Annotated in this window: 15 protein-coding genes; 8 read left to right on the top strand and 7 right to left on the bottom strand. The window is 72.0% G+C overall.

Features of this window, described 5'->3' with window-relative positions; all coding sequences use genetic code 11:
- Positions 1-12 precede the first annotated feature (12 nt).
- Entirely contained in the window at positions 13-531 is a 519-nt protein-coding gene (locus tag DP939_RS38450; protein WP_225878741.1) for a MarR family winged helix-turn-helix transcriptional regulator, read from the bottom strand.
- Between the two features lie 521 nt (positions 532-1052).
- On the opposite strand from DP939_RS38450, the gene DP939_RS38445 reads away from it, so the two are divergent.
- Positions 1053-2768: a hypothetical protein gene (locus DP939_RS38445; protein ID WP_147268304.1), complete on the top strand. Its 1716-nt coding sequence runs from the start codon at positions 1053-1055 to the stop codon at positions 2766-2768.
- Between the two features lie 30 nt (positions 2769-2798).
- Positions 2799-3491, top strand: a complete 693-nt coding sequence (locus DP939_RS38440) for a DUF4230 domain-containing protein (RefSeq protein WP_113985766.1) — start codon at positions 2799-2801, stop codon at positions 3489-3491.
- Between the two features lie 21 nt (positions 3492-3512).
- Here the strand turns inward: DP939_RS38440 and meaB are convergent, their stop codons facing one another.
- Together meaB and DP939_RS38430 are read right to left on the bottom strand one after the other, a co-directional pair.
- Positions 3513-4490, bottom strand: coding sequence for a methylmalonyl Co-A mutase-associated GTPase MeaB (gene meaB, locus DP939_RS38435; protein WP_225878740.1), 978 nt, complete (start codon positions 4488-4490; stop codon positions 3513-3515).
- Positions 4491-4498: 8 nt separating this feature from the next.
- Positions 4499-5686: an acetyl-CoA C-acetyltransferase gene (locus DP939_RS38430; protein ID WP_113985765.1), complete on the bottom strand. Its 1188-nt coding sequence runs from the start codon at positions 5684-5686 to the stop codon at positions 4499-4501.
- An 81-nt stretch (positions 5687-5767) separates the two neighbouring features.
- On the opposite strand from DP939_RS38430, the gene mce reads away from it, so the two are divergent.
- From mce to DP939_RS38415, 3 genes are all read left to right on the top strand, one after another.
- A complete protein-coding gene (gene mce / locus DP939_RS38425) occupies positions 5768-6196 on the top strand; it encodes a methylmalonyl-CoA epimerase (RefSeq protein WP_113985764.1) in 429 nt (142 codons plus the stop codon).
- Between the two features lie 224 nt (positions 6197-6420).
- Positions 6421-7731 carry a DivIVA domain-containing protein gene (locus tag DP939_RS38420; RefSeq protein ID WP_113985763.1) on the top strand — a complete coding sequence of 437 codons (1311 nt, stop codon included), beginning with the start codon at positions 6421-6423 and terminating at the stop codon, positions 7729-7731.
- Between the two features lie 118 nt (positions 7732-7849).
- On the top strand, positions 7850-9022 hold the full coding sequence (locus DP939_RS38415) for an AI-2E family transporter (protein WP_225878739.1): 1173 nt from the start codon (positions 7850-7852) through the stop codon (positions 9020-9022).
- A 3-nt stretch (positions 9023-9025) separates the two neighbouring features.
- Here the strand turns inward: DP939_RS38415 and DP939_RS38410 are convergent, their stop codons facing one another.
- The 3 genes from DP939_RS38410 to DP939_RS38400 form a co-directional block, all read right to left on the bottom strand.
- A complete protein-coding gene (locus tag DP939_RS38410; RefSeq protein WP_113985821.1) occupies positions 9026-9802 on the bottom strand; it encodes an alpha/beta fold hydrolase in 777 nt (258 codons plus the stop codon).
- A gap of 114 nt (positions 9803-9916) precedes the next feature.
- On the bottom strand, positions 9917-10624 hold the full coding sequence (locus DP939_RS38405; RefSeq protein WP_113985761.1) for an alpha/beta hydrolase: 708 nt from the start codon (positions 10622-10624) through the stop codon (positions 9917-9919).
- A gap of 13 nt (positions 10625-10637) precedes the next feature.
- Complete coding sequence (locus DP939_RS38400; protein WP_199565688.1) at positions 10638-10973, bottom strand: ATP/GTP-binding protein; 336 nt, start codon at positions 10971-10973, stop codon at positions 10638-10640.
- A 19-nt stretch (positions 10974-10992) separates the two neighbouring features.
- On the opposite strand from DP939_RS38400, the gene nucS reads away from it, so the two are divergent.
- The 3 genes from nucS (at position 10993) to DP939_RS38385 (ending at position 13923) form a co-directional block, all read left to right on the top strand.
- Entirely contained in the window at positions 10993-11655 is a 663-nt protein-coding gene (nucS, locus tag DP939_RS38395) for an endonuclease NucS (protein ID WP_113985759.1), read from the top strand.
- An 83-nt stretch (positions 11656-11738) separates the two neighbouring features.
- Positions 11739-13223 carry an aldehyde dehydrogenase family protein gene (locus tag DP939_RS38390; protein WP_113985758.1) on the top strand — a complete coding sequence of 495 codons (1485 nt, stop codon included), beginning with the start codon at positions 11739-11741 and terminating at the stop codon, positions 13221-13223.
- 85 nt (positions 13224-13308) lie between these two features.
- Positions 13309-13923 (top strand): TetR/AcrR family transcriptional regulator, encoded by a 615-nt coding sequence (locus tag DP939_RS38385; protein ID WP_225878738.1) that lies wholly within the window; start codon positions 13309-13311, stop codon positions 13921-13923.
- 10 nt (positions 13924-13933) lie between these two features.
- Here DP939_RS38385 and DP939_RS38380 read toward each other — a convergent pair whose 3' ends face one another.
- Positions 13934-14257, bottom strand: coding sequence for an STAS domain-containing protein (locus DP939_RS38380; RefSeq protein WP_111168392.1), 324 nt, complete (start codon positions 14255-14257; stop codon positions 13934-13936).
- Between the last annotated feature and the right edge of the window lie 11 nt (positions 14258-14268).

Genomic DNA, 14268 nt, shown 5'->3' with positions numbered 1-14268 from the left:
CGTCCTACTATTTTAGCCCAGGGCGGGGAAGTCTCCGGTGGCGACCCGGAGTGTGCGCAGGGCGGCGAACATCTCCTGCAGCTCCGCCTCGTCGTACATGGACAGGCCGAAGTCGGCCGCCATCAGGTCGGCGGTGGCCTCGCGCACGACCTCACGCCCGGACGGCGTGATCTCGGCGAGCACGCCCCGGCCGTCCCTGGGGTTGCGCAGCCGGCGGACCAGGCCGGCCGTTTCGAGCCGGGTGACGGTGTTAGTGACGCTCGTGGGGTGGACCATCAGGCGCTCGCCGAGCTTGGACAGCGGCAGCGACCCGGTTTTGCTGAAGGTCAGCAGTACGAGTGCTTCGTACCGGGCGAAGGTCAAGTCATACGGTTTGAGCAGCGCGTCCAGTTGCGACAGCAGGATCTGGTGCGCTCTCATGATCGATGTGACGGCTGCCATCGCCGAGGACGGCCCGAACCGGACACGCCAGGTGGCCGCCGCGCGCTCGATCGGGTCGAACGGCAGGTTGAGAGGCTGACCGGTAGGCACAGCGCATACCGTAGCGCGGCCTCGTCCCATTTCGCCCGCTTACGATGAGTAATCGAATCCACGGAATACCCAAAGGAGCTGTCCACCAAACGTCACGCTCCGTTATGGTTCTCGCATCGGATGGTGAGACGGAAGCCAAAACGGCCCGGCTCGGCGAGGGGACGCCGGCCGGCGCGCCACCGGCGGCTCGCGCGGTGGCGCGGGGGGCATCGGGGCCGGGGGGCCGGCTCGCACAGTGCACGGGGGGTGCTTGATGCATGGCAGCTCGACGTCGCCTTCGCGGCGTGAACGCAGGCGCGGCGCGGGCGGGCGGCGCGCCGCCCGCACCGACGACGCCGAAGGGGGCGAAGGCGACAGCGGCGACGGACCAGCCGCCCACGACACCGGACGGACGCACAGACCGCACCGACGGCACAGAGCACACGGACCACACGGCGGCGCCAGGGCACGCCTCGAATCGGACACGCCGGGAGGCGCGGGGGCGCGGGCGGCGGGCGGTGGCCGTGGGGACCGACGGTCGCGTGCGTAAGCGGCGGCGCAGGCGGGGGTTCTCGCGTGCGGAGCTGACGCAGAGCGCCGCGATCACCGTGGCCCTGCTGCTGGTGCTCGGCCTGTTCGCCGCCTGGAGCGTCCTGGTCCCCGGCGTGGACGCCTGGGAGAACATCGTGGTGGCCATCATCGGGTCGCTGCGGCTGACCGGCCCGGTCGCCGCCGCCTTCGCCGGCTGGGTCGCCATGCGCAAGCGCCGGGCGACCGCCAGACGCCCGCTGACGCCGTGGCGGGCGATGAAGGCCCCGCTCGCGATCATGGCCGTGGTGGCGGTGTCCTTCGCGGTCACCGCTCTGCTGTTCGCGGTCAGGAGCGTGCTCACCGAGCAGGCCGGGCGGCTGCCGCCGAGCGCACTCGCCATGGGCATGGCCGGGCTCGGCCTGTACGTCGCGATCGGCTGGGTCACCGGCTGGGCCCTGCCCTGGACGATCACGCCCGCCCTGGCCGCGCTCGGCTGCTACGGGCTGTTCACCTGGCTGGTGGAGGGATCGACGTGGGCCGAACGCCTGGCGCCCGCCACGCGCGAGCCGTACGACGTGTTCCAGGGCCTCAGCGGTGCCGCGTTCGCCGACCAGACGCTGTGGCTGATCGGCGCGAGCACCGCGCTGATGCTCGGCTGGGCGGCCATGGTCACCCGGCAGGGCGCGCTGCTCGGCGCGGCGCTGGTCGCCGTTCTGGCGGCCGGGGCGGGGCTGGTCAGGCTGGCCGGGGGCCCGCAGGGGGGCGGCGCGTCACCGCCGGTCGCCTACAGCTGCCAGGAGTGGCCGATCACGATCTGCGTCCATCCCGGGATGCGCAACGGGCTCACCGACCTGGGCGCGACCTTCACCAAGATCGCGTCCCGGCTGAGCGGCACGCCCGCCGAGTTCACCAGGGTCGAGCAGCGCCCGCGCCGCGCCGAGGGCGACCCCACGCCCGGCGTGGTCCCGGTCCACGTCGATGACCTGGAGTCGGGGTTCGCCGACGAGGCGGCGGAGGAGTTCCTGGACAGCCTGGCCGGCGACTGCGCCGACCGGCGGCCGGGCGGCTACCGCGAGATCGTGATGTCCTGGCTGCGCGGCGAGCCGCTGCCGGGCGGGCCGCTGCCCGAGCACCAGTACGCCGCGGCGTGGTTCTCCGGGCTCACCGAGGCCCAGCGCCGGGAGTGGCTGCGAATGTTCTACACCGACTTCACCGCGTGCGCGCTGCGCGCCGAGCACTTCGGCGGGGGCCCGCAGCGGTTGCGGGCCGACGGCGGGCACGACGGCGGCGTCCGGCCCAAGCCCGCCTACCCGGCCCCCGCGCAGTCGCCGCGCGCCTACCTGGAGCGCCCGTCGCCGGAGCCCGCCGGGCCGCCACGGCCGGCGGGGACGCCCGTCCAGCCGCCCGTCGCCGGGCCGAAGGAGGAGCGCGACCGCGACGAGCGCGACGCCCGGCACGGTGATCACGATGATCACGATGACCTCGGTGATCACGTTGATGAGGACGCCCGGAACGAGGCCGCCCGCGCCCGGCACGGCGAACGGCTCGCGGTGCCCCTGGCGGACGCGGAACGGGCGGAGGCCGCGAACCTCGTCGATCACCACGATCTGCGCCAGGACCTGCAAGATCCTTACCATGTCGGGAATGACGGTCCGGCCAGGGGAAACCCTTCTGAATGGCGTCCGCCGGCGATCGGGGCACGACCCGGCGAGGCGGACATCCGGTGATAAGCCCGCTCCCGGGGGAAGGACAAGCATGTGACTCGCCCCGCACCTCCCCCCGGCGCGCCGCCGCAGTCGCCGGACGCGCCGCCGCGTCCCGCCCGCCGCCCCTGGCGGTTCCTCGTCGCCGTGTTCCTGGTCATCGCCCTGCTCGTGGTGGGCGCCCGGCTGGCCTGGATCTGGCTCGATCCCTTCGGTGAGCGCGGGATCGACCGCAGCGGCCCGGCGATCCTCACCTCGATCCAGGACCTCAGCAGGTTCCAGGCCGCGGCAGGCAACTTCCAGGTGGTCGTGGACCTGCAGAAGGACGCCGCGTTCCTGCCCGACGCGATCAAGGGCAGCCGCACGCTGTTCGTGGGAGCCGGATCGGTCGACGCCTACGTCGACTTCGCCGCGTTGTCCAGCGGCGCGCTGACCGTCTCCCCCGACCGCGCCTCGGTGACCGTGCGCCTGCCGCGCGCCGCCCTGGCCAAACCCAACCTGGACAACAGCCGTTCCTACGTCTACCACCAGCAACGCGGCATCCTGGACCGGGTCCAGGAGCTGCTGTCCTCCTCGCCCGGCGACCAGCGGGAGCTCTACGTGCTGGCCGAACAGAAGATCGGCGAGGCCGCCCGCGCGAGCGACCTCGCCCGCCGCGCCGAACAGAACACCAGGCTCATGCTGGCGGGCATGCTCAAGTCGCTCGGCTTCCAGCACGTCACCGTCAAGTACGCCGACCAGCCCTGACCCTTCAGCGGCGGGACGCGCTCACAGCGCCGCCAGCAGCCGATCGGCGGCGCTGTAGGGGTCGGTGTCCCCCGCGACCACCTCGGCCGCCAGCGACTCCAGGCGGTCGCCGCCGCGCAGCCCGGTGAACCCGGCCCGCAGCGCGGTCAGCGCGATCGCCTCGATCTCGTCGCCCGCCCTGGCCAGGCGACGGCGTTCCAGCTCGCCCGAGGCGGCCATGTGGTCGAGGTGCTTGGCCAGCGCGTCCACCACGTCCTCGCCGCCCTCGCCGCGCGCCGCGATCGTGCTCACGATGGGCGTCTTCCACGGCCGCCGCACCATGGCGATCATGTTGCGCAGCTCGCGTACCGTCGCCTGGGCGCCCTCCCGGTCGGCCTTGTTCACCACGAAGACGTCGGCGACCTCCAGGATGCCCGCCTTGGCCGCCTGGATGCCGTCGCCCATCCCCGGGGCGAGCAGCACGATCGTGCTGTCGGCCAGCGAGGCGATGTCCACCTCGGCCTGGCCGACCCCGACGGTCTCGATCAGGATCACGTCGCAGCCCGCCGCGTCCAGCACGCGCAGCGCCTGCGGGGTGGCCCAGGCCAGGCCGCCGAGGTGGCCCCGGCTGGCCATCGAGCGGATGAACACCTCGGGGTCGGTGGCGTGGTCCTGCATCCGCACCCGGTCGCCGAGCAGCGCGCCGCCGGTGAAGGGGCTGGAGGGGTCCACCGCGAGCACCCCGACCCGCCTGCCCAGCTTGCGGTAGGCCGCGACGAGCATCGCCGTCGTGGTGGACTTGCCGACCCCCGGCGAGCCGGTCAGGCCGATGACGTGCGCGGGCTCGGACCTGCGCGCCGCGCACAGCTCGGCGGTGATCTGCCGGACCTCGGGGGCGGCGTTCTCGATGAGGGAGATCAGCCGGGCTACGGCGCGCGGCCCGCCGGAGCGGGCCTGCCGTACGAGGGCGGGGACGTCCGCGGCGGCGCGCGGACGCGGCCCCGTCTCGGAGATCGTCACGCGGGCCGTCACGACCGGGGCACGCGCAGCAGCAGCGCGTCGCCCTGGCCTCCGCCGCCGCACAGCCCGGCCGCGCCGAGGCCGCCGCCGCGGCGGCGCAGCTCGTACGCGAGGGTCAGCGCGATCCGCGCGCCGGAGGCGCCGATCGGGTGGCCGAGCGCGATGCCGCCGCCGTTGACGTTGACGCGGTCCATCGGGACGCCGAGGTCCTTGACCGACTGCAGCACGACGGCGGCGAACGCCTCGTTGATCTCCAGCAGGTCGAGGTCGGCGGCGCTCAGCCCGGCCTTGCCCAGCGCGTGCTTGATGGCGTTGGCGGGCTGCGACTGCAGCGAGTTGTCCGGGCCCGCGACGTTGCCGTGCGCGCCGATCTCGGCGAGCCAGGACAGGCCCTCGCGCTCGGCGCGCTCGCGGGACATCACCACGACCGCACAGGCCCCGTCGGAGATCTGTGAGGCGGACCCGGCGGTGATCGTGCCGTCCGGAGTGAACGCGGGCTTGAGCCTGGCCAGCGCCTCGATGGTGGTGTCGGCGCGTACGCCCTCGTCGGTGGTGACCAGCACCGGCTCGCCGCGCCGCTGCGGGACCGGCACCGGGACGATCTCCTCGTCGAAGACGCCGTTCTTGATCGCCGCGGCGGCCAGCTGGTGGGAGCGGACGGAGAAGGCGTCCTGGTCCTCGCGGGTGAGCGACAGGCGGCGGTTGTGCAGGTCGGTGGACTCGCCCATGGGGATGTGCTCGTAGGCGTCGGTGAGGCCGTCGAGGGCCATCGAGTCGACCACCTCGGAGCCGCCGTACTTGACGCCCTTGCGCAGACCGGGCAGCAGGTGCGGGGCGTTGGTCATGGACTCCATGCCGCCGGCCACCACGACCTCGAACTCGCCCGCCCTGATGAGCTGGTCGGCCAGAGCGATGGCGTCCAGACCGGAAAGGCATACCTTGTTGACGGTCAACGACGGCACGGTCATGGGGATGCCCGCCTTGACGGCGGCCTGGCGGGAGGGGATCTGCCCGGAGCCCGCCTGGAGCACCTGCCCCATGATCGTGTACTGCACCGCCTCGGGGGCGACGCCGGCGCGGTCGAGCGCGGCCTTGATCACGATGCCGCCGAGATCGACGGCGGTCATTCCGGACAGGGCTCCGAGGAGGCGGCCAATGGGCGTACGCGCTCCGGCGACGATGACTGAACCCGACATCTCAGACCTCCTGGGCACGATCAGCGAGCGGTTCTGTCACCATACCCACGACGGCCCGGACGCTCGCCATGGAGGTGGCCTATGTTCCTGCGCATCGATCACGTCGGGATCGCCTGTCACGACCTCGAAGCCAAAATCGCCTTTTTCGAGTCCACCTTCGGCATGACGGTGGTGAGCCGCGAGGTCAATGAGGAACAAGGGGTCCGCGAGGCGATGCTGCACGTCGCCGACGGTCCGAACGGTTCGTCTTATATCCAGCTCCTCGAACCGCTGAGCCCGGACAGCCCGGTGGGCAAGTTCCTCGCCAAGCGCGGCGAGGGCGTCCATCACGTCGCCTTCGGCGTGCCCGACGTCGCCGAGGCGATGGGAGAGCTCGGCGGAAAGGGGATCCGGCTGCTCGACGAGCGGCCGAGGCACGGATCGATGGGGTCCTCGATCGCCTTCCTGCATCCCAAGGACGTGGGCGGGATGCTCACCGAGCTGGTTCAGGCGCCGCCGCCGCGGACTTGACGCGCTCTCCTAACGCAAGAAACGCTCATTCGTAACAAGTCGCGCATAACGCCTGAGGGGGCGGCCAACACGGCAGTGGCAGAGTACGCTGGCGTATCACCGGACGTGGATTCCTCCGCCGACGCGCCAGCGCGGTCGCGTCGGCACGGGCTCCCGCCTCGGAAAGCCCCGACTCATCCCGTCCGGCCCGTGTAGCCGTCTCGACAACCCAGGATCGAGCCTCCATGCAGTCCGACATCGACGCCCAGCTCAACAATTTCTTCGAAGACGCCCCCGCGCGGGAGTTCGACGTGGTGCTCCGGGGCTATGACCGGCACCAGGTCCACGACCATCTCAAGACGCTCGACACCGAGTTGCGCCAGGCGCGGGAGCAGGCCGGCGCCCTCCAGCGCGAGCTGTCCGACTCCAAGCGGCAGCTCCAGGAGCAGGAACGCCCGACCTACTCCGGGTTGGGGGCCCGGATCGAGCAACTGCTCCGCCTGGCGGAGGAGCAGGCCACGGAGCTGGTGCAGGCGGCCAGGTCCGAGGCCAACGAGATCAAGGCGGCGGCCAAGGTGGAGGCCGCGGAGCTGCGCGCCGCCGCCGAGAACGAGGCCGCCGACAAGCGGGCGGTCGCCACCCGAGAGGCCGACGAGACCCGTACCACCGCCGAGCGCGAGGCCGAGGAGATCCGCTCGACCGCCCGCCGCGAGGCCGACGAACTGACCTCGACCACCGAGCGCGAGGTCTCCAAGCTGCGCGCCACCGCCGACCACGAGGTGGCCGAGAAGCGCGCCGACGCCGAGCGCGAGATCGCCAAGCTGCGCACCACCACCGAGCGCGAGGTCGCCCAGCTGCGCGCCTCCACCAAGCGCGAGCGCGACGAGGTGCTCACCACCGCCAAGCGCCAGGCCGACGAGATGCGCGCGCAGGCGCAGCGGGTGCTGGAGGAGTCGGAGGCCAAGCGGGCCCAGGACGAGGCGGAGTTCGAGATCCAGCTCGCCGCCCGCCGGGAGGAGGCCGAGCGCCAGGAGGCCGAGCGGCACGCCACCGCGCAGGCCGCCACCCAGAAGCTGGTCGCCGAGGCCGAGCAGCGGGCGGCCACCGCCGAGCAGCGGGCCGCCAAGGCCACCCAGCAGGCCGACCAGACCCGGCGCGACGCCGACACCCACGCCAAGCAGCTCCTGGCCAACGCCAAGAAGAACGCCGAGCAGGTCGTCAGCGACGCCAAGTCCAGCGCCGAGACGATCGTGCACGAGGCCAAGACCGAGGCCAAGCGGTCCCTGTCGGCGGCCCAGCAGCAGGTCGACGAGCTGACCAGGCAGCGCGACAGCATCACCAGCCACCTCGCGCAGCTCCGCCAGCTGCTCGGCGGGGCGGCGCTGCCCGGCATGGAGCCGGCCCCCGAGCCCGCCATCGCCGCGGCCCCGGCCAAGCCGGCCCTGGCGCCCTCCAGCGCCGCCGCCGACAAGCCGGCCGTTCCCGCGCAGTCCCCCGCACCCGCTCCGGCGGCGAGCAAGGACTCGGGCGACGAGTCGGAGTGGTGGCAGGAGTAGGCACCGCCCCGGCGCACGGGGACTGAATTCACGGGGCGGCACGACGGCTATCGGGGAGAGCCTGGCGACCTTGGTCGCTAGGCTCTCCCTTGCCTTTTGCCCGCCTTCTGGAGGATCTGTGACCACCGGCCCGGCCCCCGCCGGACACACGCCCACCCCGCCGCACCCCGAGCCGGTCCCGCAGAAGGGGCCAGAGAAAACCGCAGAGACGCCCGTGCAGGCGTCCGGAGCCCCCGAAGAGCGGTCCTACGGCATTCCGGGCAAGGCCCTCGCCAAGAGCCCCTTCCTGTTCGGCCTGACCGCCGGGCTGGGCGTGCTGGTGGCGATCGGCCTGGCCCAGGCGGTCGTCAACACGCGCAGCGTGATCGTGCTGGTGCTGGTCGCCATGTTCCTGGCGGTCGGCCTGAACCCGGCCGTGGAGTGGCTGGTCCGGCGCGGGCTGGGCCGCCGGCCGGCGATCTCGATCGTGTTCCTGGGCGTGATCGCCTTCTTCGCGCTGTTCGGGCTGGCGATCGTGCCGCCGGTCGCCGAGCAGGTCAGCGACTTCGTGGCGGCGGTGCCCGGGTACATCAACGAACTGCTCGCCAACCCCACGATCAGGCGGCTCGACGCCGACTACGGGCTGCTGGCGCAGCTCAAGGCGTACGTCACCAGCCCCGACCTGCCTCGCCTGGTCGCCGGGGGCATCGTCGGCGCGGGCGCGGTGGTGTTCGGCGCGTTCTTCTCCGGCGTCACGCTGCTGGTGCTGACGCTGTACTTCCTCGGGTCGCTGGGCTCGATCAAGGACTACCTGCTGCGCCTGGTGCCCGCCACCCGCCGGGACCGCACCCGCGCGATGAGCGACGAGATCCTGGTCGGCATCGGCGGCTATGTGGCGGGCAACGTGGTGATCTCGGTGATCGCGGGCGTGCTGTCGTACGCGTTCCTGGGCGTCGCCGGGGTGCGATACGCCCTCGCGCTCGCGCTGGTGGTCGCGGTGACCGACCTGATCCCGCTGGTCGGGGCGACCATCGGGGCGGTGTTCGTGAGCGGCGTGGCGCTGTTGCAGTCGCTGCCGCTGGGCGTCGCCTGCGCGGTGTTCTTCCTGATCTACCAGCAGATCGAGAACTACGTGATATACCCACGCGTGATGAAGCGCTCGGTGGACGTCGCCCCGGCGGTGACCGTGATCGCGGCGCTGTTCGGCGGCACGCTCCTCGGCATCGTCGGGGCGCTCATCGCGATTCCGGTGGCCGCGGCGATCGCCCTGGTCATCAGGGAGGTCGTGCTGCCCCGCCAGTCGCGCGTGTGACGCTCAGGGCCACGAGATCTCGCCCACGAAGGCGGCGACCGCCCGGTTGAACGCCTCGGGCTGCTCCACCGCCGACAGGTGCCCGGCCGCCTCGATCACCGTGAACCGCGCGTCGGGCACGGCCTCGGCGATCGCCTCGGCGTCGGCCGGCGTCGTCATCTGGTCCTCCTCCCCCACGATCACCAGGGCGGGGACCTTCAGGTCGCGCAGCGTGTCGAAGGAGTCGGCGCGGCCGGCCATCGCCCGCTCGGCCCAGGCCACCGCGCCCGGCGGGGCGGCCTGCACCAGCCCGCGCACCCGGCCGAAGACCATGCCGCGGCGCTGCCTGGTGGTGGGCCCCACGAGGCCGGGAAGGACCTCGTCGAGCAGGATCGCGCTGCCGTTGGCGGAGACGGCGGTGGCGATCCGCTCGCGGTTCGCGCGCGCCTGCTCATGGTCGGCGGTGGCCCTGGTATCGGCCAGGATGACGCCGAGCAGGCGGTCGGGGTGACGGCGGCAGAAGGCCATCGTCACGTAGCCGCCCATCGACAGACCGCCGACCACGGCCCGTTCGACGCCCTCGGCGTCGAGCAGCGCGGCGACATCATCGGCCATCGCATCGATGGAGGGGGGCTCGTCATTGAGCACCGAGCCGCCGAAGCCACGGAGATCGGGTGTGATCACCCGGCAGGCGGCGGCGAGACCTTCCCGCTGGGCCAGCCACATGGCCGAGGAGAGCGGGAACGCGTGGAGGAGGACGACCGGCACTCCGCTGCCGGTTGATCGCGAGTACAGGTGCACGGAGAACAACCTAACCCGACGTTCGGCCGCTGCCACCCCTACCGGGGTTACCGGTCATACTCAGAGGGTCATCGTGCCGACCGAATACCCCCGCCGCGTCTGACGAATCACGTTTCAGGACAGCCGCTCCGGCAGCGGGTACGCCCCGGGCGCCACCCTGCGGACGATCTCGTTGAGCACGATCCGCACCGAGGGCTCGCCCACCCACAGGTGCTTGGCGCCCTCCACGCCGATCACCTCGGCCTGCGGCACGAGGGCGAACCGCTCGGCGGCCTCGTCCGGGCGCAGGTAGTCGTCGAACTCGGGCACCAGCGCCACCAGCGGACGGCCGAACTCCCCCCACGCCGTGAGGTCGGCGTCACCGGCCCGGCGCAGTGGCGGCGAGAGCAGGATCGCCCCCTCGATCAGCGGGTCGCGCCCCCAGCGCAGCGCCAGCTCGGTGCCGAACGACCAGCCGACCAGCCACGGCCGGGGCAGGTCGTGGAACTCCGCGTACTCCAGCGCGGCGGCCACGTCGTACCGCTCGCCCTCGCCGTCGGCGAACGCGCCCTGGGAGGTGCCGCGGTCGGAGGTGGTGCCGCGGGTGTTGAAGCGCAGCACGGCCAGGTCGGCCAGCGCGGGCAGCCGGTAGGCGGCCTTGCGGAAGACGTGGCTGTCCATCATGCCGCCGTGGGTGGGCAGCGGGTGCAGGCAGATCAGAGTGGCCGCCGGTGGCCGCTCGGCGGGCAGGGCCACCTCGCCCACGAGCGTCAGCCCGTCCGCGGTGTGCAGCTCGATCGGCTCCCTGCGGGCGGGCAGCACCGTGGACGCCCGGATCTCCATCCCTGCGACTCCTTCAGTAGCGATTTCGGCCGTGCCCGCGATCGAGGCGCTTGCGCCAGCACGGGGTGTGCCAGTGCCGCCGCTCCTCCTCGCCTCCCGGCCAGTTGGGCCAGCTCACGATGTGCGGCATTCCGGCGCGGACCTCATGGTCACAGCCGGGACAGCGGTAGGCGCGATCGGCCGCGCCGCCGCGCAGCGCGCGGACCTTCCACTCGCCGTCGGGCCACTCCTCGACGCGGTCCATGCCCGCGGGAAAGCCCGTTATCGGCCCCGGCGGCGGGCGGGAGGCGGAGTCGCCACGCCGCCCCCGGTCGAAGGGGTCCTTTCTGCGGGCACGTCGGGGGCTCACAACGGTAGGGTAATCGGTCATGCGGCTGGTCATCGCGCGGTGCAGCGTGGATTACGTCGGGCGGCTCACCGCCCATCTGCCCATGGCACCGCGGCTCTTGCTCTTCAAGGCCGACGGTTCGGTGTCCGTGCACGCCGACGACCGTGCCTACAAACCGCTCAACTGGATGAATCCGCCGTGCAAGCTCCGTGAGGACGACAAGACCTGGACGGTCACCCACGGCAAGACGGGCGAGAAGCTGATCCTCACCATCGAGGAGATCATGCACGACTCCAGCCACGAGCTGGGCGTCGATCCCGGGTTGCGTAAGGACGGTGTGGAGGCCCACCTCCAGGAGCTGCTGGCCGAGCACATCGGCACGCTCGGCGAGGGCTGGTCGCTGATCCGCAGGGAGTACCCGACGGCGATCGGCCCGGTGGACATCCTGTGCCGCGACCACACGGGCGCCACGGTCGCCGTGGAGATCAAGCGCAGGGGCGAGATCGACGGGGTCGAGCAGCTGACCCGCTATCTGGAGCTGCTCAACCGCGACCCGCTGATCGCGCCGGTGCGCGGGGTCTTCGCGGCCCAGGAGATCAAGCCGCAGGCGCGGGTGCTGGCCACCGACCGCGGCATCGGCTGCGTCGTGCTCGACTACGACTCGCTGCGCGGCATCGCCCCGGAGAACCCGACGCTGTTCTAGGGGCCTGGGGCTCCCGTTCCGGGTCCGTCCGGTTGTCCCGTGCCGACGTGTCGGCGCGGTCCTCGCGGGGTTATCGTGACGACATGACCGTGACCGCCGGCAGCCGCAGCTTCGACTCGCTCGACCCCGCCACCGGTGAGGTCGTCGGCACCCATCCGGTCCATTCGGCGGCCGACGTGCGCGCCGCCGTGGAACGGGCCACCGCCGCCGGGCGGTGGTGGGCGGGCCTCGGGCACGCCGCGCGCAAGACCCGCCTGCTCGACTTCAAGGCCGTGCTCACCCAGAACATCCGGCGGATCGCCGCGCTGGTGAGCGCCGAGACGGGCAAGCCGCTCGGCGATGCCACGCTGGAGGTCGTGCTGGTCATCGCGCACACCGACTGGGCGGCCAGGCACGCCCCCAAGGTGCTCGGCCCGCGCCGGGTGTTCCCCGGCCTGCTGGGGGCCAACCTCTCGGCCACGCTGGAGTACCAGCCGCTGGGCGTGGTGGGCGTTATCGGGCCGTGGAACTACCCGGTGTTCACTCCGGCCGGTTCGATCGTCTACGCGCTGGCGGCGGGCAACGCGGTGGTGTTCAAGCCCAGCGAGTACACCCCGGGCGTCGGGGCGCTGCTCGTCGAGCTGTTCGCCGAGTCGGTGCCCGAGCACCCGGTCCTTCAGGTGGTGACCGGGTTCGGCGAGACCGGCGCGGCGCTGGCGGGCGACCCGGGCATCGGCAAGATCGCGTTCACCGGCTCGACCCCGACCGCCAAGCGGGTGATGACGGCCTGCGCGAAGAACCTCACCCCGCTGGTCGCCGAGTGCGGCGGCAAGGACGCCCTGATCGTGGCGGCCGACGCCGACCTGCGGGCCGCTGCCGACGCCGCGGTGTGGGGGGCGATGTCCAACGCCGGGCAGACGTGCGTGGGCGTCGAGCGGGTCTATGTGGTGGACGCGGTGTACGAGCCGTTCATGCGGGAGCTGACCGAGATCGCCGGGCGGGTGCGCGCCGGGGAGCACTACGGCCCGATCACCATGCCGGGCCAGCTCGACGTGATCGACCGGCACATCGGCGAGGCGGTCGCCTCGGGCACGGCGGTGGTCGGCGGGCCCGGTTCGGTGCGCCCGCCGTACGTGGACCCGGTCGTGGTGGTGGACGTGCCGGCCGACAGTCCCGCGATGCGCGAGGAGACATTCGGGCCGACCGTAACCGTGAGCCGGGTGGCCGACGCCGAGGAGGCACTGGTGCGGGCCAACGCCTCCGCCTACGGCCTGGGCGGCACGGTCTTCTCCCGCGACAGGCGGCGCGCGATGGACCTCGCGCGGCGGATGCGCGGGGGGATGACGGCGATCAATTCGATCATCTCGTTCGCCGGGGTGCCCGCCCTGCCCTTCGGAGGCGTCGGCGATTCCGGATTCGGCCGGATTCATGGTGCCGATGGGCTGCGAGAGTTCGCGCGGCCGAAGGCGATCTCGCGGCAGCGCTTCCCACTTCCCGGAATGAACCTGACAACGTTCAGCCGCGGTCAGGCGGAACTTGACCGTTTAGTCAGGTTGGTGACCATCCTCCATGGGCGGCGAAAGCACTAATGTCCTGACTCTTCCCGAAAAAGGATCTTGCGTCCATAATGGTGGGCTCTGGGGGTCCGCGATCACGCTGGACGCGAGGTGAATAGTGACGGGTAGGGCGTACCGGGGACTGTCGGCGGAGCAACGCCTGGCCGACAGACGGGAACGGCTCATGATGGCGGCGTACACGCTGTTCGCCAACCCAGGGTTTCCCGCGACGACGATCGAGCGGCTCTGCACCATGGCCAGGGTGTCCAACCGGGCCTTCTATGAGTGCTTCTCCGGCCGGGAGGCGCTGATGGAGGCGGTCTATGACCGCTGTGTGGACGACACGCTCCAGGCGGTGGCCAAGGCCGTGGCCGCCGCGCCGAACACACTCGACGATCGGATCGAACATGGCATAGCCGAATACGTGGCTTTCGCGACAAAAGACCTGCGCAGGGCGCACATCATGCACGTGGAGGTGCGCCGCGCCGGAGACTGCCTGATCACCGCACGGCAGCGGGCGGTGGCCGGATTCACCCGGATCATGGAGGAGACCGTGGCGGCGTACCCGCAACGGACTCCACCGAACACTCATCTGCTGATCCTCGGGCTGATCGGGGCCTTACAGGAGTTACTCATCGAATGGGTGCTCGCGGATGTGCGGCCCGCCACCGGCGACCTGATCACCACCGCGGTGCACATCTTCCGGCGCTCGTTCAGCCCGGCCGGGGCGTGACCCCCCTCGCTCAGGCCACCGCCGCCGACGGCGGTAACTCCTCCACACGTAGCACCCGGTTCAGCCGGGTGACCGCCAGCACTCGCATGATCCTGGGCGGCACGCCGCGCAACACCAGGTGACGACCCGCGGAAAGCGCGCGCCGATGGGTGCCGACCAGCACCCCGAGACCGGTGGCGTCGATCATCTCCAGGCCGCTGAGATCGACGACCAGGTCACCATCCCCGGAGTCCACCGCTCGATGCAACCGGGGACGAACCCCCGCCACGGTGCCGACATCGAGCCGCTGCCCGACGCGTACCACCTGTCCGCCGGACCGTTCCCGGACGCGCATGCCACCTCCCT

This window comes from Spongiactinospora rosea (assembly GCF_003315795.1).
In the GTDB taxonomy this organism is placed as follows: Bacteria; Actinomycetota; Actinomycetes; order Streptosporangiales; family Streptosporangiaceae; genus Spongiactinospora; species Spongiactinospora rosea.
The sequence above is the reverse complement of the archived record's forward strand: the minus strand, read 5'-3'. Positions and strand labels throughout refer to the sequence as shown.